At 35.8% G+C, this 24,118-nt stretch carries 21 protein-coding genes; 13 read left to right on the forward strand and 8 right to left on the reverse strand.

All coding sequences use genetic code 11. The annotated features are described in order from the left end of the window. Positions 1 to 201 precede the first annotated feature (201 nt). Positions 202 to 1,470, forward strand: coding sequence for a glycosyltransferase family 2 protein (locus ACKPCA_RS18655; protein ID WP_321280395.1), 1,269 nt, complete (start codon positions 202 to 204; stop codon positions 1,468 to 1,470). Positions 1,471 to 1,942: 472 nt separating this feature from the next. Here the strand turns inward: ACKPCA_RS18655 and ACKPCA_RS18660 are convergent, their stop codons facing one another. The 3 genes from ACKPCA_RS18660 to nhaC all read right to left on the reverse strand — a co-directional run bounded on the left by ACKPCA_RS18660 (position 1,943) and on the right by nhaC (position 5,807). Further along, complete coding sequence (locus ACKPCA_RS18660) at positions 1,943 to 2,251, reverse strand: FtsB family cell division protein (protein ID WP_054714304.1); 309 nt, start codon at positions 2,249 to 2,251, stop codon at positions 1,943 to 1,945. Between the two features lie 232 nt (positions 2,252 to 2,483). Next, the gene (gene pruA, locus ACKPCA_RS18665) at positions 2,484 to 4,115 is read right to left on the reverse strand and encodes an L-glutamate gamma-semialdehyde dehydrogenase (protein WP_054714306.1); all 1,632 of its coding nucleotides are present in this window, start codon (positions 4,113 to 4,115) and stop codon (positions 2,484 to 2,486) included. A gap of 252 nt (positions 4,116 to 4,367) precedes the next feature. Further along, entirely contained in the window at positions 4,368 to 5,807 is a 1,440-nt protein-coding gene (nhaC, locus tag ACKPCA_RS18670; protein ID WP_321280397.1) for a Na+/H+ antiporter NhaC, read from the reverse strand. A 230-nt stretch (positions 5,808 to 6,037) separates the two neighbouring features. Between nhaC and ACKPCA_RS18675 the strand changes: the two genes are divergently transcribed. From ACKPCA_RS18675 to ACKPCA_RS18685, 3 genes are read left to right on the forward strand one after another with little or no spacing between them, the layout of a single operon-like run. Next, positions 6,038 to 6,769: a hypothetical protein gene (locus tag ACKPCA_RS18675; RefSeq protein WP_321280398.1), complete on the forward strand. Its 732-nt coding sequence runs from the start codon at positions 6,038 to 6,040 to the stop codon at positions 6,767 to 6,769. Further along, positions 6,766 to 7,839: a sensor histidine kinase gene (locus ACKPCA_RS18680; RefSeq protein WP_321280400.1), complete on the forward strand. Its 1,074-nt coding sequence runs from the start codon at positions 6,766 to 6,768 to the stop codon at positions 7,837 to 7,839. The genes ACKPCA_RS18675 and ACKPCA_RS18680 overlap by 4 nt, the downstream gene beginning before the upstream one ends. After that, on the forward strand, positions 7,820 to 8,530 hold the full coding sequence (locus ACKPCA_RS18685; protein ID WP_321280401.1) for a LytR/AlgR family response regulator transcription factor: 711 nt from the start codon (positions 7,820 to 7,822) through the stop codon (positions 8,528 to 8,530). Before ACKPCA_RS18680 ends, ACKPCA_RS18685 begins: the two co-directional genes overlap by 20 nt. Before the next feature lie 151 nt (positions 8,531 to 8,681). Here ACKPCA_RS18685 and bioB read toward each other — a convergent pair whose 3' ends face one another. Next, positions 8,682 to 9,659 (reverse strand): biotin synthase BioB, encoded by a 978-nt coding sequence (bioB, locus tag ACKPCA_RS18690; protein ID WP_321280402.1) that lies wholly within the window; start codon positions 9,657 to 9,659, stop codon positions 8,682 to 8,684. A gap of 28 nt (positions 9,660 to 9,687) precedes the next feature. Continuing rightward, positions 9,688 to 10,035: a hypothetical protein gene (locus ACKPCA_RS18695; RefSeq protein ID WP_321280404.1), complete on the reverse strand. Its 348-nt coding sequence runs from the start codon at positions 10,033 to 10,035 to the stop codon at positions 9,688 to 9,690. 351 nt (positions 10,036 to 10,386) lie between these two features. On the opposite strand from ACKPCA_RS18695, the gene ACKPCA_RS18700 reads away from it, so the two are divergent. Next, positions 10,387 to 11,769 (forward strand): metallophosphoesterase, encoded by a 1,383-nt coding sequence (locus ACKPCA_RS18700; RefSeq protein WP_321280406.1) that lies wholly within the window; start codon positions 10,387 to 10,389, stop codon positions 11,767 to 11,769. 65 nt (positions 11,770 to 11,834) lie between these two features. Here the strand turns inward: ACKPCA_RS18700 and ACKPCA_RS18705 are convergent, their stop codons facing one another. Then, positions 11,835 to 13,124: a type IX secretion system plug protein gene (locus tag ACKPCA_RS18705; RefSeq protein WP_321280408.1), complete on the reverse strand. Its 1,290-nt coding sequence runs from the start codon at positions 13,122 to 13,124 to the stop codon at positions 11,835 to 11,837. A gap of 206 nt (positions 13,125 to 13,330) precedes the next feature. Here ACKPCA_RS18705 and ACKPCA_RS18710 point away from each other — a divergent pair, with 206 nt between their 5' ends. The 7 genes from ACKPCA_RS18710 to ACKPCA_RS18740 all read left to right on the forward strand — a co-directional run bounded on the left by ACKPCA_RS18710 (position 13,331) and on the right by ACKPCA_RS18740 (position 20,329). Beyond that, a complete protein-coding gene (locus ACKPCA_RS18710) occupies positions 13,331 to 14,686 on the forward strand; it encodes a Na(+)-translocating NADH-quinone reductase subunit A (RefSeq protein WP_054714333.1) in 1,356 nt (451 codons plus the stop codon). A gap of 20 nt (positions 14,687 to 14,706) precedes the next feature. Continuing rightward, complete coding sequence (locus ACKPCA_RS18715; protein ID WP_321280410.1) at positions 14,707 to 15,885, forward strand: NADH:ubiquinone reductase (Na(+)-transporting) subunit B; 1,179 nt, start codon at positions 14,707 to 14,709, stop codon at positions 15,883 to 15,885. A 20-nt stretch (positions 15,886 to 15,905) separates the two neighbouring features. Then, positions 15,906 to 16,610, forward strand: coding sequence for an NADH:ubiquinone reductase (Na(+)-transporting) subunit C (gene nqrC / locus ACKPCA_RS18720; protein ID WP_054714339.1), 705 nt, complete (start codon positions 15,906 to 15,908; stop codon positions 16,608 to 16,610). Between the two features lie 7 nt (positions 16,611 to 16,617). Continuing rightward, positions 16,618 to 17,262 carry an NADH:ubiquinone reductase (Na(+)-transporting) subunit D gene (locus ACKPCA_RS18725; protein ID WP_054714342.1) on the forward strand — a complete coding sequence of 215 codons (645 nt, stop codon included), beginning with the start codon at positions 16,618 to 16,620 and terminating at the stop codon, positions 17,260 to 17,262. A gap of 18 nt (positions 17,263 to 17,280) precedes the next feature. Continuing rightward, entirely contained in the window at positions 17,281 to 17,898 is a 618-nt protein-coding gene (gene nqrE / locus ACKPCA_RS18730; RefSeq protein ID WP_054714346.1) for an NADH:ubiquinone reductase (Na(+)-transporting) subunit E, read from the forward strand. 54 nt (positions 17,899 to 17,952) lie between these two features. Continuing rightward, a complete protein-coding gene (gene nqrF / locus ACKPCA_RS18735) occupies positions 17,953 to 19,212 on the forward strand; it encodes an NADH:ubiquinone reductase (Na(+)-transporting) subunit F (RefSeq protein WP_054714347.1) in 1,260 nt (419 codons plus the stop codon). Positions 19,213 to 19,324: 112 nt separating this feature from the next. Then, complete coding sequence (locus ACKPCA_RS18740) at positions 19,325 to 20,329, forward strand: FAD:protein FMN transferase (RefSeq protein ID WP_321280418.1); 1,005 nt, start codon at positions 19,325 to 19,327, stop codon at positions 20,327 to 20,329. A gap of 164 nt (positions 20,330 to 20,493) precedes the next feature. Here ACKPCA_RS18740 and ACKPCA_RS18745 read toward each other — a convergent pair whose 3' ends face one another. Both ACKPCA_RS18745 and ACKPCA_RS18750 read right to left on the reverse strand, forming a co-directional pair. Next, positions 20,494 to 20,661, reverse strand: a complete 168-nt coding sequence (locus tag ACKPCA_RS18745; RefSeq protein WP_321280420.1) for a hypothetical protein — start codon at positions 20,659 to 20,661, stop codon at positions 20,494 to 20,496. 108 nt (positions 20,662 to 20,769) lie between these two features. Further along, a complete protein-coding gene (locus ACKPCA_RS18750; protein ID WP_054714352.1) occupies positions 20,770 to 21,015 on the reverse strand; it encodes a hypothetical protein in 246 nt (81 codons plus the stop codon). Between the two features lie 231 nt (positions 21,016 to 21,246). Between ACKPCA_RS18750 and ACKPCA_RS18755 the strand changes: the two genes are divergently transcribed. Further along, positions 21,247 to 23,691 (forward strand): alpha-ketoacid dehydrogenase subunit alpha/beta, encoded by a 2,445-nt coding sequence (locus ACKPCA_RS18755; protein ID WP_321280421.1) that lies wholly within the window; start codon positions 21,247 to 21,249, stop codon positions 23,689 to 23,691. The last annotated feature ends 427 nt before the right edge of the window (positions 23,692 to 24,118 follow it).

A 24,118-nucleotide genomic window follows, 5' to 3' on the forward strand; every position in this document is an offset into this window, starting at 1 on the left:
CTATCTGCCCTTTCTTTTATTGTCTGGAAAAGTTAAAAAGTGGAATAGTTAAAAAGTCACTGATTAAGTAAGGGATTTTAATCTCATTAACTCACTCCTCATTTACCCATTCATTCTTTATTTAGTCTTCTCATTCCTTTCGGTGATTTCCCCTTAATCATGAAGTTTTTTATATTTGCCCTTCGTATCTAAAATAGAAATATGGCTTTTGCTGATAAATACCTGAAAAAACAAAGAATGTACCCAGAGTACATTACAACACCGGTTGATGAGAATTTGAATATGATTGTAACAATTCCTTGTTACAATGAGCCGGATTTGATTCCAAGTTTGGAAGCATTGTGGAATTGCGACAGACCCAATGGAGTAGTTGAAGTAATTGTAATTGTAAATTCAGGAGAACAAACCGAGCAGGAAGCATTGGATCAGAATGCAAAAACCATTGCTGATGCCACTGTCTGGATGGAAACGCATCAGGATGAGAAACTGAAGTTCTATTTAATTCATCAGCCTAATCTAAAAAGAAAGTTTGCAGGAGTAGGTTTTGCAAGGAAAATTGCCATGGATGAGGCAGTAGCTCGTTTCAATCAAATCGACAAAGCAAATGGAATCATTACTGGTTTTGATGCTGATTCAACTTGTGATGCGAACTATTTGGCAGAAATTGAGAAGCTCTTTAAAAAGTATCCTAAGGCCAACGGAGCAAATATCTTCTACGAACACCCATTGGAAGGAGAGGAGTTCGATCAGCAAATTTATGATGCCATTGCGCAGTACGAGTTGTACTTGAGATATTACATGCTTGCCATGCGTTATGCGGGGCATCCACATGCATACCATACGGTTGGTTCTAGTTTTGCCGTTTCTGCAAGTGCTTACATCAAGCAGGGAGGAATGAATCGCCGTCAGGCAGGTGAGGATTTTTATTTCTTGCAGAAAATTATCCCTCTCGGAAAGTTTTACGAGATCAAAACCACACGTGTAATCCCATCACCTAGAGTGTCGGACCGTGTTCCATTTGGTACCGGAAAAGCTGTTTCTACTTTTGTTGATGAGGGAATAATAGATTATCAGACTTACAATTATTCAGCATTTAAGGAACTTAAAGCCTTTTTCGATAAGGTGGATGATTTCTTCGGGGTGGATTACGATACCTATTTGAATGATTTGTTGGTGAAATTGCCAGGTCCGGTGCGCAGCTATTTAAAAGAGGATAATTTCTTTGAAGCTCTGGATGAAATCAATCAAAACTGTGCCTCAATTGATACCTTCAGAAAGAAATTCTTTGGAGCCTTTAATGCTTTTAAGGTATTGAAGTACCTGAATAATGTACACGAGCAATTTATCGATGAGGAAAGCATTGTAGTTTGTGCCAAGCAGTTGTTAACCGACTTGGGAATTAGTACCAAAGGCATCTATTCAGCCAAAGATCTATTGGAAATATACCGAACTTACGAGAAAGAAAATTAGTACAAATACTATGAAATACTACAAAGAAGAGAGTTTAAAAGCTCTCTTTTTTTATAATTCAACGAGTCTGATCATATAACGGTACGCTGTACCTTTTGTATTTCATTTTCAAATTGTCTACAAATATATAGGTGCTCCGCACCATAGTAATTTAGTTTGTAATATTGAGAAAAGCAGCAGCGCTGCGTAAGATTTATAGTCAGTTAATTTTGTCGTTTTTATAGGTGCAGAGCACCGAAACTTTCATTTCTCTTTAAATCATGAATGCTCATGAGCTTTAGTTAGTAGAAAAATAGCTTGTTGAAATAAAGAGTTAAGGTTGAAATCAAAAACTTAGTATACTGAATGTCGAAAACTTACTATAGTCAAAATTGGAAAATACCTATAGTAAGTTTTTGAAAAGAAACTTTGGTATAAATTTTCGAAGGTAGAATTGAATTGTTTGAAAAGGGGAATTTGGTATTGAGAAGCATTAATCCTCTTTAATAAAAATAAAGATATCCTCATTTTCCTTTTTCATGAGGTATTGCTCACGGGCAAACTTTTCAAGGTTTTCCTTGTTGGTTTTTAGCTCGTGAATTCTTTTTTTGTCTTTTTCTATTTTATCAAGAAAGTAAGCTTTTTCTTTTTCGAGAGCTTCAATTTTAGACTCATTTTCTTTTCTTTCCCAAATGGAATGTTGATCGCCAAAGAATACCCATACATAAAAAATCAGGAAAGTAATTACATATTTACTTCTGATAATCTGAGGAATGTATTTTTTAGCGAGTTTAAGAATCATAGGTCTGTCTTTCCGGCTAAATTACAAATAAAGAATAAAAGTAGAAAGGCGTAAAAGTAGAAAGTTTGTGTATCAGTAGAGAGGTAGCAATGCTACGTCTTTACTGACAATAGCAATAGTGAGCAATTCCAATAAAAAAACGACCGAAGAAACTCCGATCGTTTTCATCCAAAATAAATCATGTCATTGGAGGCCGGAAAAAGTCCGGCCTAACTATCCAATATTTTTATTCCTAGTCTTCCAAGAAGTTAGGATACATATAATCTACAGGAGGAACAAATGATTCCTTGATAGTTCTTGGAGAAACCCAACGCAATAGGTTAATCATAGAACCAGCCTTATCATTTGTACCAGATCCTCTACCACCACCGAATGGTTGCTGACCAACAACAGCACCAGTTGGCTTATCATTGATATAGAAGTTACCAGCAGTATGAGTTAAACGCTTAACCAGTTTTTCGATTGCGTAACGGCAACCAGCGAAAATAGCACCAGTTAATGCATAAATAGAAGTCTGATCAAGAATATCTAAAGTTTCGTCTACCTTATCATCTTCGTAAACAAAGATTGTGATAACAGGACCGAACAACTCTTCTTCCATTGTAGCGTAATCAGCTTTCTTAGCCTGGATAACAGTTGGCTTGATAAAGTAACCTACCGACTTGTCGTACTCACCACCAGCAACAATTTCAGCATCAGGAGAAGCTTTAGCATCGTCGATAGCTTGAGCTAATTTATCGAATGAAGATTCATCGATAACCGCATTGTGGAAGTTTGTGAAATCTTCAGTTCCGCCAGTCTTGATCTTAGCAAGATCTTCCTGAACCAATTTCAATACAGCATCCCACTTGCTTGCAGGAATATAAGCGCGAGAAGCAGCAGAACACTTCTGTCCTTGATATTCGAAAGCACCACGAGTAATTGCAGTTGCAACTTCTTCTACATCAGCAGTTGGGTGCATGAAGATATAGTCTTTACCACCAGTTTCACCTACGATTCGTGGGTAAGTTTTGTATTTGTGGATATTGTTACCAATAGTTTTCCAAATGTCCTGGAATACGCCAGTTGATCCTGTAAAGTGGATACCAGCAAAATCAGGAGAGTTGAAAATTACGTCAGCAGCAGCAGGACCAGAAACGTATACCAAGTTGATAACGCCATCAGGAACACCAGCTTTTTTGAATATTTCCATTAAAACCTTAGCTGAATAAACAGCAGTTTTAGATGGCTTCCAAACTACAGTATTACCCATCATTGCAGGAGCAGTTGGAAGGTTACCAGCAATTGCAGTAAAGTTAAATGGAGTTAATGCAAAAATAAATCCTTCTAATGGACGTTGCTCAACACGGTTCCATATACCTTTAGATGACATTGGCTGTTGCTTGTAAATTTCAGTCATATACTGAACATTGAAACGCAAGAAGTCAGCAATCTCACAAGCAGAGTCGATCTCAGCCTGGAAAGCATTTTTCGATTGTCCCAACATAGTAGCAGCGTTTAATTTCATACGGTAAGGACCAGAAATTAATTCAGCAGCTTTTAGGAAGATAGATGCACGATGCTCCCAACTAAGGTTTTCCCAAGCTGGTTTAGCAGCCAATGCAGCATCAATAGCCATTTGTACATGCTCTTTTCCGCCTTGGTGGTAGTGACCTAACAAATGTTTGTGATCGTGAGGAGGAGTCATTGCAAACAAGTTGCCTGTTCTTACTTCTTCGTTACCGATATACATTGGTACATCAATTACTTCAGAACGCATTTTTTTAAGTGTAGCTTGCAATTCAGCTCTCTCAGGGGTTCCTGGTGCATATGAGAAAATTGGCTCATTAGTAGCAACCGGAACGTTGTATATACCTTTTGGCATGGCAATAATTATTTAAGGGTTAATGTTCTTCATTTATAAGTCTCTGAACAAATCTAAAAAAAAAACATTTCCTTATTTATGAGTATTATCATGCTTTAAAATTTCTATGAAAATCACTCAGCTTAAGAAGTTCACAAGAATTAGGCTTTTGATATTAATTTTCAATTTATGATATAAAAAGCCTAACAATTTAACAGGCTAAGCATATAATCTTCCAACAGTCTATAAGTTTTACAGATGGCTTAAGATTATTTAATTTTTAGATATTCTTCTAATCTTAATATTAAGATAGGCCATCGCAATGGTAACAAACGGACTGATAATATTGAAAAAGCAGAAAGGAGCGAAAGCTACTGTGGCTACTCCCAAAGCGCCAGCTTGAGCTGCTCCACAGGTATTCCATGGGACCAATACAGATGTTACCGTTCCAGAGTCTTCCAATGTTCTACTCAATACTTCGGGTTTCAAATCCTGATCTTGATATGATTTTGCAAACATCCTTCCTGTAACCACTATAGATATGTACTGATCGGATGCAGTTAAATTTAAGAATGCACAACTTATGGCTGTTGTGGTTACCAGTGAACCTGTAGAGTGAACAGCCTTTAGCATGTTTTCTGTTATTTTTTTTAGTATGCCTGCTGTTTCCAGAATACCACTAAATACCATAGCCGTTAATATCAGCCAAATTGTATTCAACATTCCTTTCATGCCACCAGTTGATAACAAATCTTGTATGTTTTCATTTTCAACAGGAACACTTACCTCAGTAAAAATAGATTTCATTACCACATCGTAGCTGGCTTGAATGAAAGATGAACTGTCAGATAATTGGTAGATAATTTGAGGTTGAAAGATAATGGCAAATACGCCTCCTATTAATGTTCCGGCAAATATGGCTGGCAATGCAGGAACCTTTTTGCTGATGATTACAAATAATAATATAGGTACCAAAAACAACCAAGGTGTAATGGTAAAGTTATCTTTTATGGCAGCTTGTACTTGTCGAATACTCTCAGGATCGATTTCTCCGTGTTTAGTGAATCCTATTATCAGAAATATTATCAAGGTAATTAATATTGAAGGAATAGTTGTGTACATCATGTAACGGATATGTACAAACAAATCGACATTGGCCATGGCTGGAGCCAGATTGGTTGTATCGGATAGGGGAGAAACCTTATCGCCAAAGTATGCACCCGAAATAATTGCCCCCGCAACCAAAGCCGGGTTAATCTCCATCGCATTTCCAATTCCCAGTAGTGCTACTCCAATGGTGGCAACGGTTGACCATGAACTTCCTGATACAACAGAAACAATCGCACATATTACAACCGATAGCATTAAAAATAGTTTTGGATTCAGGAACTCCAAGCCATAATAAATCATGGCGGGAACAACGCCAGAAATCATCCATGTTCCAGCTAAGGATCCAATCAGCAATAATATCAACATGGATGGCAATGCAGTCCCGATGCTCTTGACAAACCCTTTCTGCAAATCGTCCCAGCCTTTACCTTGGCGTAAAGCAATAATTCCTCCTATGGCAGCTGCTATTAATAAAGAAAATTGGTTGGCACCTTCGATGGCTACATCTCCAAAAACAATGGCATTAATACTAAGTAAAACGATCAACAATAGTATGGGAATTAAAGCTTCCCCAAGCGAAAGAGATTTGTTGGTTTGGGTCATGAGTTGGTTTTTGGGTTAGATTTAGAGCCTGTGAACTTACAAAAAATCGTTGTGAAATGGAATATAAACCATAGCACTTGTTAAATTTATAATCTGAAATCGATATTGTTTTGTTATCTATCGAAATAAGCATGGCAAACATCGAAAGAATTTTAGATTGAAGTATTGATTCCTTTATTTTGATTGTAGATCATGATCAATAGGACAAATGTTTCACTAAAACAATAATCATGAAAACAGAACAGATTAAAAGAATAAAATTTATTGGATTTTTTATCTTTCTTCTTGTGGCTACTCAATCTTGCGTGGTGAGTTCTTTGAATCCATTGTATACAAACATGGACAGAATTCATTTGGATGAGCTAAATGGTGTTTGGCAGGGCAATGAAAAAGACCAATACATTATTAAAACCATTGTTGATTCTTCAGATCTTAGAATAAAAGGGAAGCTTGATACGAGAAGTAGTTTTGGATCGGATGAAATTGACCATGATAATATCAAAAAGAAACTGAAGGAGATAGAGAAAAAGTTAGATGCAAAAGTTAAGATCCCTAAAGTGAATAAGTACTACCAGATAACAATGATTACAGAAAAGGACACCAGTGTATTCGATGGTAGGTTATCCAATCTTGGGGGACATTATTTTATGGATTTAATCCCTAATGACAAGCATATAGAGGATAAAATTTCGGGAAGTTTTATTGCAGGGATGTTAGTAACAACTCATGGTTTTTTTAAGATTGATATAAAAGATGATGAATTGATTGTGAATACAATTGAAAACGACGATTTTGAGGATTTGATAGAAAATAAGCGTGTTCGCATAGAATACGTTGAACGTGATAATGGAGTGATTATTACAGCTAAAACTGAGGATATTCAAAAATTCCTGATAAAATTTGCTGATTCGAAGATGTTTAATGATCCAGATGAGGCTTTGATTTTGAAAAGAATAAAATGATAGATCGAATTAAAAATAGTGTACTCAATATAATCCAGAACAGGTTGGTGCATCATATTCTGTTTTGGATGCTTTCATTCTATACTCTAGTACATTTCTTTGCTTTGCAGGAAGAGATATCGAAGATTGATGTGGTTTATACAGCTCTTTTTCATATCTCATTGGTATTTGGAGTTTATGCAAATGTATTAGTGCTAATTCCATATGCACTAAAGAAGGAAAAATATTTGTTGCATGCCATTGGATTTGTTGGCTTATGGCTTGCGGTTGCTTATTTAAATGAGTTCACCTTCGAACATTTAAGCGATTTCATTTCTCCTGATTATTTCTTTATTTCTTCGTATGAGATAAATGAACTATTAAAATTCAGTATCGTTTACCTTGGATTGAGCACATTGTTAAAACTTTCGAAATCGTGGTTTAGAGTAATTGAGGCAGAGAAGAAGCTGGTTGAGTTGAAACAAAAGCAATCGGAAACCGAATTGTTGGCCTTGAAAACCAATATTCATCCCCATTTCTTATTCAATAACTTGAACTCTTTGTATGCCTTGGCCAGAAAGAAATCGGATGAAACACCAAAATACATTCTTCAGCTATCGGATTTAATGCGTTACATGATTTACGAAAGCAACGATGAGTATGTGGAATTGGAGAAAGAAATTAACTATATCACCAATTATCTGGAGTTGCAGAAGTTAAGATTCAAAAACAAAACCCGAATTCAGTACATCATCGAAGGAGAGTTTAATTCTCAGAAGATTGCTCCATTTTTAATGATTCCGTTTATAGAAAATAGTTTTAAACATGGAGGTTTAAATCAGTTGGAACGAGATGTAATTGATCTTAGGATTAAAATTGAAGACAACCACTTGGAAATGTATTTACGAAACTCTATCCCAAAACATACTTCCAGGGAAATTGACCCAATAGGAGGATTTGGAATTGAAAACGTAAAAAGCAGATTGGATTCACAATATCCAAACAAACATGAGTTAAATTTATCGAAACAAGAAGATGAATTTGCTGTAGCCCTTAAAATCGACCTAAACCATGAACAGAATCGCCGATAAAATATATGACTGCATTATTGTTGAGGATGAGCCATTATCGCAAGAGATATTGGAATCTTACCTTCAGGATTGTCCGCAATTAAGGCTAAAAGCCATATGCAATGACGCTTTGGAGGCAAACCAAATTTTATTAAAAGAACCAATCGATTTATTGTTTTTGGATATTAATATGCCCAAAATGAATGGAATTGAATGGTTGAAAAGTCTGGATCAATCACCCAAAGTGATATTCACCACAGCATATCCCGAGTATGCCGTTGAAGGTTTTGATTTGAATGCTTTGGATTATCTTTTAAAGCCATTCTCTTTCGAAAGATTTTTAAGATCGGTGAATAAATTCTTGTCTTTACAGGATAAGGTAGGTGAGAAGCTAGAAAATCAGGAAGAAACCATACTGGTAAAGTCGAATAAGAAAACTTACTTGATTAAGCCTTCGGAATTAAGCTTTATAGAATCGGAAGGTGATTATTTAAAGCTCCATAGGGAAGATGATTGTTTGGTAATTCATGATACCTTAAAAAACTTTCAAACCAAGTTGCCATCAAAAGAATTTTTACGCATTCACCGCTCATTTATTATCAACGTTGGAAAAATTGATTTTCTGGAGGGAAACCAGGTTTGTATTGACAAGAAAATGGTGCCTATTGCAAGTTCCTATCGCGAACAATTGATGCAATTATTACAGGAATAACTTGTTGAATCTTTATCGTATTTGGTGGGGATCAATTCTAAAAAATAAAAAGCTCGCAAAAGTTCAATGCCTAAATGCGAGCTTTTTTTATATTTTGGTTTTTACATGCTTCGCATTCACACAATGCTTTTCATGTTACTTCAATCAAAAATTACTTTTCTTCCAAAGTGGTCAACTCATGGTATTTTGTAGGAGTCAATCCCAGTTGTCCCAATAAATGCTCATCTTCGTTAATGGTCATGTTATCAACTGTAAGTAATTTGTCTCCAAAGAAAATTGAGTTGGCTCCTGCAAGAAAACAAAGCGCCTGACCTTCCTGGCTGTAGTGAGTTCTACCCGCTGCAAAAGCAACAACAGTTTTAGGCATTAAAATGCGAGCCGTTGCAATGGCACGAACCATTTCGAAAATTCCTATGGTTTCTTTACCATAAAAAGGTGTTCCTTTTACTGGCACCAGAGAGTTCAAAGGAACATTATACGGGTGTTTTTCCTGATTTGCCAAAGTTCGAAGCATTTCAATTCGGTCTTCGTCGTTTTCGCCCATCCCAAGAATTCCACCAGAACAGTATTGAATGCCTGCCTCCTGAAGGTTAGCAAGAGTTTCCAATCTTTCCGAGTAAGTTCGTGTAGTGGTGATGTTCGGATAATGACGCTCCGAAGTATCAATATTGTGATTTACAGCAGTAATACCAAGTTCAGCCAATTTGTGAGCTTTCTCTTTGTTGATCATACCCATGGTACAACAAACCTCTAAACCCATTTTTTTCACTTCGGTAATCATTTCAGCAATTTCATCGAAACGATCGTCACGATTTCCATCACGACCAGCCGAGCTAAGGCACACGCGCTTTACACCATTTTCTTTGGCGAATTTTGCTTCCTCTAAAACTTGCTCTAAGCTTAATTTCTCTGGCTTAACATGGGTATTGTATCTTGCCGATTGTGCACAGTATTTGCAATCTTGTGAACATGCTCCGGTACGAACCGAAATCAAGGTGTTCATGTTCATTTTCGATGCATCGTGATATTTTCTGTGGATGTTCGATGCACGATGTACCAAATCAAGCAATGGCAGGTTGTAAACTTCTTTAACTTCTTCGTGTGTCCAGTTGTTTCTAATGTCAGTCATAATAAGATTTTTCTAGTCAATTAAATTTTTAGGATAGGATATTTTGAGCAGAAAGAATCTTATTCGACACTATGTCGGACTCTTTCCCATTGGTGATTTTTCTGCTTTCGTTTTGTATCACCAGCATTTCGATGATTTCGGATGCTATAAGATCCGGATCATCTTCCTCATTTTTATCCCGTCCGCTTTCTGGTAAAAAACAGAATACCGAAAAGCCGGATTCTTTCGATGGAACCAATAGGTTGTAACTTGCATTCATGTTGGAAATTTTAATTTCCTGATTCATGCTTGCAAATGCAGCATATGATTTTCTGCTCCATCGTCTGAATACCTGCAAATCCGATTTTTGCTTACCGATTTTTTGTACAGACGTCATAATTGTTTGAATTAATTTGAAAGATTACAAGATAATGAATCTTGATATTTCGGAGTCAAAAGTATTGTTTTTTTTCTTTTTAGAAATGTTTCTACAACATATGGTTGTGATCCTGTTAGAAGCTTATTTGTCTCTGGATTAGATTTTTTGTTGGATTAAATTATTTCACTCCAATTAGGTATAAGTGTCATATCATGATAATGTTATTTAGGGAAATGCCTTATTGTATCTTTAATTAATTCACCTAATTTTAGCCTTCTTAATCTACACTTTATGATGCCAAAATATCCTTTTCAAAAAAAGAGTATTGATTTGAGGATAATGGATGTGCATCAGATTTAAAATTTTAATATGAGATACCTGAGTTTATTGCTATTGATTACTGTTTGTTTGACAGCATGTGATCTTCAAACTTCCAATAAAGATGAAATTGATAGTCAAGGATTGCTGATTAAAGCAATTGAAAACAGAGATAGAGCTTTAGCTTACAGTTTAATTGAAAAAGGAGGTTCTGTTAATGTGACAGATTCATTGGGTTTAACTCCCTTACATTGGGCTGCCAGACGTGCAATGAGACAACTTGCTTATTCCTTAATTGAAAAAGGAGCAGAAATTAACCTTATTGATAATTTTGGTTTTACACCCTTCGATTATGCAAGGAAAACAAATGATAATGAACTTGTTCGAATTTTACTTGAAAAAGGGGCATCGGCATACTGTAAGGAAGAGAACGAAATATTTGATGGACCTTTCGTAGATTATAGACCTGAAGGTAGATATGTATATTATCTAAAAAATAATCCTGCAAAAAGCACTGTTTTTCTCGATGGTAAATATCTTGTAGACACATGTTCAAATTTTAAGAGTTGGATTGGAAGAGAAGAGGTTTATCCAATAAGTAAATCTGAAATTCCCGCATGGAAAACCAATACTTCTGAACCTATTCTCGTATTAGGTGATGTGCATGGAGAATATGATCGAATGATTAATACACTTCGAGAACACAATGTAATTGATGCAGAAAATAAGTGGAATTTTGGTAAAGGACATCTTGTTTATGTTGGGGATGTATTTGATAGAGGGGATAAAGTAACTGAGATTCTGTGGTTCATTTACCGACTGGAGCAAGAAGCTAAAAAAGCAGAAGGAAATTTGCATTTTGTTTTTGGAAATCATGAATTAATGATTTTGAATAATGATAACCGTTACATCAATGATAAGTATAAGAGTTTGTGTAAGCCATTAGGATTAGAGTATGCTTCGTTGTTCCATTCAAATTCGGTATTAGGTGAATGGTTGAGAACCAGAAACTCCATTATTCAAATTAACGATTTCCTGTTTGTTCATGGAGGAATATCGGAAGATATATTGGAGAAAGGTCACAATGTTGAGGCTGTAAATAATACAACTCGTCAATATTTAATGGGTGGTATGAATGCTAATAATATTGAAGCATGTAATGAGGTATTTTCATCAACCGGCCCGTTTTGGTATAGAGGTTATTTTATGGAGAGAAAAAAATATGATAAGATTGATAAGGAAGGTGTTGATCGTATTTTAAAAACCCTGAATGTTAAGACCATTGTTGTTGGGCATACGGAGGTAGATCAGATATCAGAATTCTTTAGTGGAAAAATTATTGATGTAAACATACCAATGAGAGATGGAGACCTTCCATTGCAGGCACTTTTGATTAAGAATGGGGAAATTGTTATAACAGGCAATAACAATTAATTGAATTTGATGTAACATACAAAGTATGAGAAAGAGTGATAGGTTTCGCCTATCACTCTTTTTTATTAAAAATTTTCGGTGGAGTTAATTGTCTTATATCCAATTAGCATATCGTAATTCAATGCAATGTCATGATAATAGACATAGATTACATAGTCGTTTTCAGTTTCCCAATGGTTTCCTTCTATATATCCAGTATCAGGAATTTTGGAATTGTGATCAACTAATGCAAATTGATAATTGTAATAACCTTGTTTCATGAATATTTTTGAAGTGTAAGCTCCCTTGTCAAAATCATAGTGCATTTTGTTTCGTTCATTGCATTGCCAATTGTTAAAATTGCCATGTACATAGAAATCGCCATGCTTTAATTCATTATCCATAGGTAATGTAAAAGTGATGTACGCATAATCAGCCTCGGTTTCCGGAATATCACGTTCTTGTACCTCTACAAGATAATTGCCATTGATATCTTGTTCGAAAATGTATTGCTTAAAATGACGGTTGTCTCCTGGCGATAGCAATACCGAAGTAGTATCATTTTCGCTTGTAATTTCTCGAATAAATCTGGTTTGATACCTCATACTTTTTAAGTCGAAATTGCGGAATTCGTTACCTCCGGGGAATATATTTTCATCTTCGTAATCAAAAACCAATTCGTTTTTACGGATGAAAATAGGCTTCAATCTTTTTTCAGTTCCATCAAGGCGATTGTTTTGTGTAAGGATAACATTTAGATCGAGTTGCGGATTGTCGATTTTAAAGTTGGGATGAAAAATACTAAAATCCACCTCCTGATGAGATTCTCTTTTTTCAATAGAAACAGGATGTTTTACGATTCCTTTGATTTCTACTTTCGAATCCAATACCATAAAGCGTTGTCGTATTACTACTTTTTCAGGATCGAAATCTTCGAATACTTCGATAATGTAATTGCCAGATAATTTTAAGCTGATATCATTGTTTGGAATTTTCAGGCTATAATGGATATATTGCACATTGGTATTGAATGAATGTTCGTAATTCGTAATCTGATTTTCTGAAAAACCATCTAAAAAATCAAATTCACTCAGTTCTGAATTACACCAATTTTTATCACAATGTATAATTCTATAGGAGTAATCTTGAATATTTTCTTTAATTTCGTCAAAGGAAAAAAGGAGCTGATTATCTCCTTTCAGTTCAATTATCGGAGGGGCAAGTTCCCATCCTCTGGGAAATATTTGAACAGTATGAATACTACTTTTCTTGATTTCATTACGATATACTAGATCAAAGTCAGAACCAAATGTGTTGTAAGTTGCTGAAATTGAAATCAAACTGAAGATGAATGATATAAGGAAAATTTTACGCATATTAATATGTATATATATTGGTTAAAAATAAACCAAAAACTTAAAAAATAAGAAATTGCTTTATATATTTGTGTGCGAATTTTTTACATGTATTACAAAACATGTACACAATCGTTTTAGAACACGTGCTCGCACTTGGTTCTATTATGAAATAGAGTATTATTTAGTTATTTTTGACGCAAATTAATAAAATCAAATAGTTTAACATGTCTGAAGTTAAAAAGATCAAAAAAGGCTTAGATATTAAGCTGATAGGAAAGGCTGAAAAAGTACTTGAAAAAGCTGATCGTTCTGAGACATATGCAATTAAACCTACCGATTTTCCTGGATTAACACCAAAATTAAAAGTTAAGGTTGATATGGAAATAAAGGCCGGAAGTCCTTTATTTTTCGATAAATACAAGCCTGAAATTAATTTTGCTTCTCCAGTTAGCGGTAAAGTAATTGCTATTAATCGTGGAGAACGAAGAAAAATTTTAGAAGTAGTTGTTCAAGCCGACGCAGAAATCCAATACGAAGAGTTTAAAAAAGCTGATCCGAATGGTCTTTCGCGCGAAGAGGTTAAGGAAGAGTTGCTTAAGAGTGGTCTTTGGGCCTTTATGCGTCAACGTCCTTACGACGTGATTGCGAATCCACAGGAAACGCCAAAAGCAATCTTCATTTCTGCTTTCGATTCAGCGCCATTGGCTGCCGATGTTGATTTCCTTTTAGAGGGAGACGCAGAAGCATTCCAAGCAGGTATTGATGCTCTTGCGAAATTAACCGACGGAAAAGTTCATTTGAACATTAATCCAAACATGAATCAGGCAAAAATGTTTTCAGAAGTTAAGAATGCTACTGTAAACAAATTTGTAGGTGTTCATCCAGCGGGTAATGTTGGTGTCCAAATTCACCACATCGATGCTATTAATAAAGGTGAAGTTGCTTGGGTTGTTCGTCCGCAAGAGGTAGTTTTCATTGGTCGTTTGTTCCAAAAAGGTATTTACGATGTAAGTCGTAAAGTTGCGCTTTGTGGTTCTGAAGTAAAAACACCTTGTTATTTTGAAACCATTACTGGAGCTTCAGTTAGAAATATTTTAAAAGGTAAGCTGAAAGATGATGAGAAGATTCGTGTAATTTCAGGAAACGTATTAACTGGTAATCATATACCAGAAGATGGTTTCATTGGAATGTATGATTCTCAAATTACAGTGATACCTGAAGGAGATAAGCATGAGTTTTTAGGCTGGGCATTGCCAGGTTTAGATAAATTCTCAATGTCAAAATCCTTCTTCTCTTGGTTGTCACCAAACAAGGAATATCGTTTGGATGCCAATTTAAATGGAGAGCACCGTGCTTACGTTGTTTCCGGAGAATATGAGAAAGTTCTTCCTATGGATGTATTACCTGTACACCTAATTAAATCTATTTTGGTTGAAGATATTGACCAAATGGAACAGTTAGGTATTTATGAAGTAGCACCAGAAGATTTCGCTTTGTGTGAATTTGTATGTACTTCAAAAATTGATGTTCAGGATATCGTACGTCAGGGAATTGATCTGATGATTAAAGAAATGAGCTAAAAAACGGATAATAATATACAATGAAAGCACTTAGAAAATTTCTTGATAAAAAGAAACCTTTATTTGAAAAAGGGGGCAAGTTTGCAAAGTTGAAGTCTACTTTCGACGCTTTTGACACTTTCCTATTTGTTCCTGATCATACCTCCAAAACAGGTACACACATCAAGGATGCTATCGATTTGAAGCGTACTATGTCTGTGGTTGTTTTGGCTTTAATACCTTCGTTGTTGTTCGGTATGTACAACATCGGATATCAGCATTTCTTATCAGTAGGTGAAACTGCTGCATTGATGGATATGTTTGTTTTTGGTTTAATCAAAGTATTACCAATTATTGTAGTTTCTTACGTTGTTGGTTTGGGAATTGAATTTGCATTTGCGCAAATGAGAGGACATGCGGTAAACGAGGGTTTCCTGGTTTCGGGTATGTTAATTCCTTTGGTTATGCCTGTTGAGGCTCCACTTTGGATGGTAGCTGTTTCAACTGCTTTTGCGGTTGTTATTGGTAAAGAAGTATTCGGTGGAACCGGAATGAACATTTGGAATCCTGCTTTGGTAGCACGTGCGTTCTTCTTCTTTGCTTACCCATCAAAAATGTCTGGCGATGCTGTTTGGATTGCAGAAAAAGCGGATACTTTTTCTGGAGCAACTCCTTTAGCTCACGCTGCAACTTTGGTTGATGCTAATGGTGAAGTTGCAAAATCAATCTTCGAACAACACCTTAGCAATGCTTGGGATATGTTCATTGGTTTGATCCCAGGATCGATTGGTGAAACATCTACTCTTGCGATATTGATTGGGGCAGTGATTTTGATTGCTACTGGTATCGGAAGCTGGAGAATCATGTTGTCAGTATTCGTTGGTGGTTATGCAATGGGAGCTATTTTCAACTTGATTGGCACAAATCCATATATGGAATTGATTCCTGCATGGCAGCATTTAATCATGGGTGGATTTGCATTTGGAGCTGTATTTATGGCAACAGACCCAGTTTCAGCTACTCAAACTACTCGAGGTAAATACATTTATGGTTTCTTAATTGGATTCCTTGCAGTATTGATTCGTGTAATGAATGCAGGTTTCCCTGAAGCTATGATGTTGGCAATTCTTCTTATGAATACATTTGCGCCATTGATTGATCACTATGTTGTTCAAGGCAATGTGAAGAGAAGATTGAAACGAGTTAAGGTGAAAGCTTAATCAAATAATCAAAGTAAGACATGAATACGAATAGTAATACATATACTTTCCTTTATGCTTCTGTAATGGTACTGATTGTGGCTGCAGTATTATCATTTACTGCTTTGCAATTAAAACCTCGTCAGAACAAGAACAAGGAAATTGAGAAAAAACAGGCTATCCTGAAAGCTGTAGGGGTAGCTTCTACTTTTGCTGATGCCGAAAAGTTATACGATCAGTATATTGTTGAGGCAAAGATAGTAAATGCAGCTGGAGCTCTTATTTCAGAAGATAAAGAGGAAGCTTTTGGAGTTGACTTGAAAAAGGAGAACAAAATTGATTTGACGGATAGAAAATTACCTGTATTCATCTTCCAAAATGAAGCTGTTGGTAAGAAGATGATTCTTCCTGTTCGTGGAAAAGGAATGTGGGGACCAATTTGGGGATATATTTCTATGGAATTGGATGGTAATACCATTTATGGCGCAACCTTCGATCATCAAGGGGAAACACCTGGTTTAGGTGCTGAAATATCGAAACCTGAATTCCAGAAACAATTTGCTTCGAAACAACTTTTCGATCAATCAGGCAAATTTATTCCTCTTGCATTGGTAAAAGGAACTGCTTCAGGACATTTACATGAATTTGATGCAGTATCAGGTGGTACTGTTACATCAAAAGGTTTGGAAGAAATGCTTCTGAAAAGCCTTGGCAGTTATGAAAAGTTTTTAAAATCTTCAAAATAAGCACAAGATGAGCAATAAAGAACCATTATTCTCAACGAAGAACAAAAAATTGCTTACCAATCCTTTGGGAAGCGATAACCCGATTACTGTGCAGGTTTTGGGTATTTGTTCGGCCTTGGCAGTAACTGCTAAGTTGGAGCCAGCAGTTGTGATGACTATTTCGGTTATGGCTGTATTGGCACTTGCAAATGTTATCGTATCATTAATTAGAAATACAATTCCATCACGAATCCGTATCATTGTTCAATTAGTAGTGGTTGCCGCTTTGGTAATCCTTGTTGACCAAGTGTTGAAAGCTTTCGCTTACGACGTGAGTAAACAGTTATCAGTATTCGTTGGTTTGATTATTACCAACTGTATCATTATGGGACGTTTGGAAGCATTCGCCCTTGGAAACAAGCCTCTGCCTGCTTTCCTTGATGGTATTGGAAATGCTGCAGGCTATGGTTTAATCCTTGTAATTGTAGCATTTTTCCGTGAACTATTAGGATCAGGTACATTATATGGGTTTAAAGTAATCCCTCAGGCATTTTACGATATGGGATATCAAAACAACGGATTAATGATTCTACCTCCAATGGCATTGGTAGTTGTAGGTATCATTATTTGGGTACAGAGATCTAAGGACAAGTCCTTAATTGAGTCGAACTAATCTAAAGAAAATCGAAACATGGAAAATCTGATTAATATATTTATCAAGTCGATTTTTATCGACAACATGGTATTCGCGTTCTTCTTTGGAATGTGTTCATACCTTGCGGTATCAAAAACCGTAAAAACTTCTATGGGATTAGGTTTGGCAGTAGTATTCGTATTGGGTATTACAGTTCCAGTGAACTACTTGCTAGACAAATACATTTTAGCAGAAGGAGCCTTAGTATGGTTAGATCCTTCTATGGCAGATGTTGATTTAAGCTTCTTAAGCTTTATCATGTTTATTGCTGTAATTGCTTCTATGGTACAGTTGGTGGAGATGATTGTTGAAAAATTTGCACCAGCACTTTATTCTTCATTAGGTATTTTCTTGCCATTGATTGCTGTAAACTGTGCAATTTTAGGTGGATCCTTATTTATGCAAGAGAGAGGATACAGTTCAATTGCTGAAGTAACATCTTTCGGATTAGGATCTGGAATTGGATGGTTACTTGCGATTGTAGGTATTGCAGCAATTCGTGAAAAAATCCGTTACTCAAATGTTCCTGCTCCACTTAGAGGATTAGGTATTACATTTATTGTAACAGGATTAATGGGAATTGCTTTTATGAGCTTCATGGGTATCAAACTCTAAGCTGATAACAGAATAAAGTAAATTGAATTTTCAAAAAATTTAATCGGAATAGAGATGATATTATTAACAACACAGGGAACAGTAATTGCCACTAGCATTGTGATTTTTTTGCTTGTGATACTGGTACTGGTTTCTATCCTATTGTACGCTAAAAAGAAGCTTACTCCATCAGGAGAAGTTACAATTGATATTAACGAAGGAGACCAAAAATTGGTTGTTGAGCCAGGAAATACCCTTTTGGGTACATTGGGTAATGCTAAAATCTTCTTGCCATCAGCTTGTGGTGGTGGTGGAACTTGCGCAATGTGTAAGTGTCAGGTACACTCAGGTGCTGGATCAATTTTACCAACAGAAACAGGATACTTTACCCGTAAAGAAGCTCAAAACGATTGGCGTTTGGCTTGTCAGGTAAAAGTAAAAGAGGATATGACTATGTCTATCCCTCAGGAAATTATGGGAATTAAGAAATGGGAGTGTGAGGTTGTTTCAAACCACAACGTTGCTACTTTCATTAAAGAGTTCGTTGTAAAACTTCCTGAAGGAGAAATTCTTGACTTCAAATCAGGTGGATACATTCAGATTGATGTACCTAAGATTGATGTTGATTTCAAGGATATGATTATTGAAGATGAGTACAAAGCTGATTGGGATCAGTTTAAGTTGTGGGATCTTACAATGAAGAACCCAGAGCCAACTTATCGTGCATACTCTATGGCTAACCACCCTGCAGAGGGTAACATCGTGATGTTGAACATTCGTATTGCTACTCCACCTTGGGATAGAGTAAATAACACATGGATGAAGGTAAATCCAGGTATTTGTTCTTCTTTCATTTTCTCACGTAAGCCGGGTGATAAAGTAACTGTATCGGGTCCTTATGGAGAGTTCTTCATCAAAGAAACAAATAACGAGATGATGTTTATTGGAGGTGGTGCTGGTATGGCTCCAATGCGTTCACACATCTTCCACTTGTTCCACACAGTGAAAACAGGTCGTAAGGCTACTTTCTGGTATGGAGCTCGTTCATTGAAAGAGGTGTTCTACGCTGAGCAATTTGATGCTATCGCTAAAGATTTCCCTAACTTCGAATGGCACTTGGCACTTTCTGAGCCACTACCAGAAGATAATTGGGAAGGACCAACTGGATTTATTCACCAGGTAATTTACGATAACTACCTAAGCAAACACGAAGAGCCGGAAGATATCGAATACTACTTGTGTGGACCTCCAATGATGAACTCAGCTGTTACAAACATGCTGTATGAATTAGGAGTACCAGACGAAATGGTTGAATTTGACGATTTCGGATCATAACAATATAAAGCAAGCCTCGATTTATCGGGGCTTGTTTGTTTTAAGGACTCTGTGTAATTTCGTGTTTTAGAATGGTAATTTTTTTATCATTCATCAATTATAATTTAATATCATGAACAAGCTAAAGTATATAAGTCTTTTTCTACTAATTATTGTAGTTGGAGCATGCAAACAGGAAGCAAAATATCATTTCAATGAGGGAAAAGTGTTTGGAACCTTTTATCACATGGTATATCAATATCCAAATGAAGATGGATTGCAAGCCGAAATTCTTGAAAAATTAAAGGAGTTTGATTTCTCCTTATCTACTTATAATCCTGAGTCGGTAATTTCAAGAGTGAATGAGAATGATTCAACGGTTATTTTGGATGATTATTTTACAACTTGTTTTGAAACTAGTGAACAGATTGCCAAGGAGACGGATGGCGCTTTTGATTGGACGGTTGCACCGCTGGTTAATGCTTGGGGATTTGGTTTTAAAAATAAGCTCGAACCAGAGGAAATCCCAGTTGATAGTTTGTTACAAGTAGTAGGATATCAAAAAGTGAGATTGGAGGCTGGAAAAGTGATTAAAGAAGATCCTAGGATCATGTTTGATGCCAGTGCTATTGCCAAAGGTTATGGAGTTGATATTGTAGCAGACTTTTTGGAGTCAAAAGGAATCACCAACTATATGGTTGAAATTGGAGGTGAAATAAGGGTTAATGGAATTAGCAATAAAGAAAGACCTTGGCGTGTGGGAATCGATAAACCTATTGATGATCCTACAAGTTTGACCAGACAAATTCAGGATGTGTTGGAATTGAAAAATGGAGCTATGGCAACATCAGGAAACTACCGCCAGTTCTATGTGAAAGATGGAAAGAAATATGCTCATACTATTGATCCACGATTGGGATACCCAGTACAACACAGTTTATTGTCAGCATCGGTTGTTGCACCAACTTGTATGAAGGCTGATGCTTATGCAACTGCATTTATGGTGTTGGGTTTAGAAAAGAGTGTTGAAATCGTTCAAAATGATCCTGAATTGGAGGCTTATTTTATCTACACAGATGAAAATGGGAGTTTGGCAACATACACTACAGAAAACCTAAAAGGAAATATTCTTGAGTAATTCCAAGGGTATCCATCAAATAATATTCAAATATGATTTGTGGGGTGATGTACTTCACAAACCTTTTTACAGGTAATATAAGTTATCGGTTCTCTGATTAAATGTTTGAAAAGTAGTTGTTATGAAATAATACAAACAGAATAAAACGGAAAACCGATAACCATTTATTTCGTATTGCAGGTTTCTGCTTCATCATCGCTGCAAGCGCATGAACTACATCCACCTCCTGTAAACTTGGCATTTTTATCAAACAAGAGTTTAATACCAAATCCAATAAATGCCAAAAAAAGCAAAAATACTGCGAGTAATAATATCTTTAGAAACATAGTCATTTTAATCGTTACATTTTAATAAAGATACGTTTAATGGAATTGTGTTGTTTGGCAAAAATTAGAATTTTAGTCTTTTTTAACTTTTCAGGGCGTTAGAGCAGTGCTGAATTAAAGACTTTCCAATTCTTTATCAAGAAGAGTTAACTTCCTATGAAGTTTCGCATTTTTAGCCTTTTCCTGCTCCATTTTGTGCTGCGATGTAGCACAACTAATTCCTCTTTTCTTTAGTTCTTCATTCCTTCCAATATGCAATTCAGGGAATCTACCATTCTTTTTAATCAAGATTGAAATGGCGAATCCAATAAATGCAATTGCCAGAATAACAGCAGTTATAAGTATAAGCTTTATAAACATTTCGATAATTCTTAATAAATTAAAGGCAAAGATATCATTTCAGTATTTCTCGACCAAATTAAACAAGAATAAAAGGTCTTAAATACTTGGAGTATTTCTTCTTATTTAGAATAATTCTTTCTAAATTTGATTTTAGAAAAATCAAAAAAGATTTGTTAAATAAACACACTAACATACTATGGGTTCTGAAATAAGGGGGAGATTATTTCGAATTCAGAAAATTGAAATAATATGTCAGAAACAATAAAGGAAAACATGGAAGCAAAAGATGATAATTTATCATACGAAGATTTTACTTCCGAAGTTCTTGAAGATTATCGTATAGCAAATATAAGCCGTCAGTTAAGTATTTTAGGTCGTAAAGAAGTTTTGACTGGTAAGGCCAAATTTGGAATTTTTGGTGACGGAAAAGAGATTGCTCAAATTGCGATGGCAAAATCATTCAGAAAAGGCGATTGGCGATCTGGATATTATCGAGATCAAACTTTTATGCTTGCAGCTGGTATGCTAACGCCAGAAGAGTTTTTTGCACAATTGTTTGGGGAAACCCAACTAGATAAAAACCCAGCAAACGGAGGACGTTTGATGAATAACCATTATGCCTCGAGAAGTTTGAATGGAGATGGTTCATGGAAAAATCTTACAGAACAAAAAAACTCATCAGCAGATATTTCGCCAACCGCAGGACAAATGCCTCGATTACTGGGTTTAGCATATGCTTCAAAATTATTTAGAGAGAATAAAGAGTTACATCAGTTTACTAACTTTTCGATTGAAGGAAATGAGGTAGCTTTTGGTACAATTGGTGATTCTAGTACTTCTGAAGGACATTTTTGGGAAACCATTAATGCTGCAGGAGTATTAAAAGTGCCAATGGCAATGAGTGTATGGGATGATGGTTGGGGAATTTCAGTTCCAAATAAATATCAGACTACCAAGCAAAACATATCAGAAGTATTAAAGGGATTTGAGCAAGATGAGAAGGGAGATGGATATTTAATTTATAAAGCTAAAGGTTGGGATTACCCTGCTTTGTGTAAGATGTATGCTGAAGGAGTAGAACTTTGTCGTCTCGATCATGTACCAGTATTGTTTCATGTTTCTGAAATGACACAACCTTTAGGTCATTCAACATCCGGTTCTCACGAAAGATACAAATCAAAGGAGCGTTTGGAATGGGAGACTAACTTCGATCCAATCAAGAAGATGAGAGAATGGATTCTTTCGATGGAATTGATTGAAAGTGAGAAGTTGGATGAGATTGAGAAAGAGGCCATAGATATTGTAAAGAAAGCACGTCAAACTGCTTGGAAAAGCTTTGCTGACCCAATCAAAAAAGAGCGTGATGAACTGATTACACTTGTAGAAAATGCAGGATGTAATTGTAAGAAGACAGACCGTATCAATAATATCACCTCAGGATTAAAGAAAGTAATTCATCCTGTTCGTAAAGACAATGTGAGTGCAGCCAAAAAGATTTTAAGACACATCTGTTCAACCTGTGAAAGCTTTAAGCCTTTGAAATCTCAACTGCAGGTTTGGCTGAAAAGTACTATTGATGAAAATCATGAACGATACAGTAGTCATTTGTATAGTGAAACAGAGTTAAAAGTTGGCAATATAAAACCAGTAGCACCGGTTTATGGGGAAAATTCTAAAATGGTAAATGGGAGAGAAGTATTGCGCGATAATTTTGATAAATTATTTACGAAATATCCTTTATTACTAACATTTGGAGAGGATACCGGATTTATCGGTGGTGTTAACCAAAGTTTAGAAGGAATGCAGGAGAAGTTTGGAGAACTTCGCGTTACCGATACAGGAATTCGTGAAGCTACCATTCTTGGACAAGGAATTGGACTTGCTTTGCGTGGATTAAGACCGATCGCTGAAATTCAGTATTTCGACTATTTGCTTTATGCGCTGCAAACCATGAGTGATGATTTGGCAACCATGCAATATAGAACCAAAGGAGGTCAGAAATCCCCTGTGATTATCCGAACACGTGGTCACCGACTGGAAGGAATTTGGCATTCAGGTTCTCCATTGAGTATGGTAATTAATTCAATACGCGGAGTTCATGTTTGTGTTCCAAGAAATATGACTGTTGCTGCAGGTTTATATAACTCACTATTGGAATCCGATGAACCTGCTCTGGTAATTGAACCTTTAAATGGATATCGATTAAAGGAAAAACTACCGGAGAATTTGGGCGAGTTTAAAACACCATTGGGAGTTCCTGAGGTTTTAAATGAAGGTAGTGATATTACTTTGGTTACGTATGGGTCTTGTGTAAGAATTGCAGAAGATGCAGTAAAGCAACTAAAAGATTTTGATATCTCTGTAGAGCTGATAGATGTTCAAACACTACTGCCCTTTGATGTAAACCAAAGAATTTTAGAATCGGTAAAGAAAACCAATCGAATTGTATTTTTCGATGAGGATGTTCCCGGTGGAGCAACCGCATTTATGATGCAAAAAGTATTGGAAGATCAAAAAGCCTATTTCCATTTGGATTCGGAACCAAGAACCATTACAGCAAAAGATCATAGACCCGCCTACGGAACGGATGGGGACTATTTCTCCAATCCTAACGCAGAAGATGTTTTTGAAGTAATTTATGATATCATGAGAGAATCAAATCCAAATAAATTTCCTTCAATTTACACAGAATAGTAATTTTATTATATTGATAATGAATCCACAAACAGAAAAGTTTGTGGATTTTTTTTTATAGTTTTTTTCACCCTATTTGAATATTTAATTGTCTTATGAGTGATTGAGAGATTTTCTTAGTGGGTTATTTCTCAATTAAGCTTTTAGTTAGTAATAGTTGGATGCAATGTGGTAATTCTTTCCAGCCGTACAAACATTTAAGCAAAATATACTTGCATAAGCAATCACTTTATTAAAAAGTGATTGCTTTTTTTTTTCACTCTACTCTTTATATAAATATAAATCTTTAAAAAAATTTAACTTCTTGTCACCCATTTTTATTACTTCCTTGTTTTAGTATTGTTCATGACAAGAAATAGGGGTCTTGTTGCGAATAACTTTTTAGTTCGTACGTGCCTTAAGTAAAGTAATGGTAATGATATGATGG

This window comes from Marinifilum fragile, from assembly GCF_963677365.1.
Classification (GTDB): domain Bacteria; phylum Bacteroidota; class Bacteroidia; order Bacteroidales; family Marinifilaceae; genus Marinifilum; species Marinifilum fragile.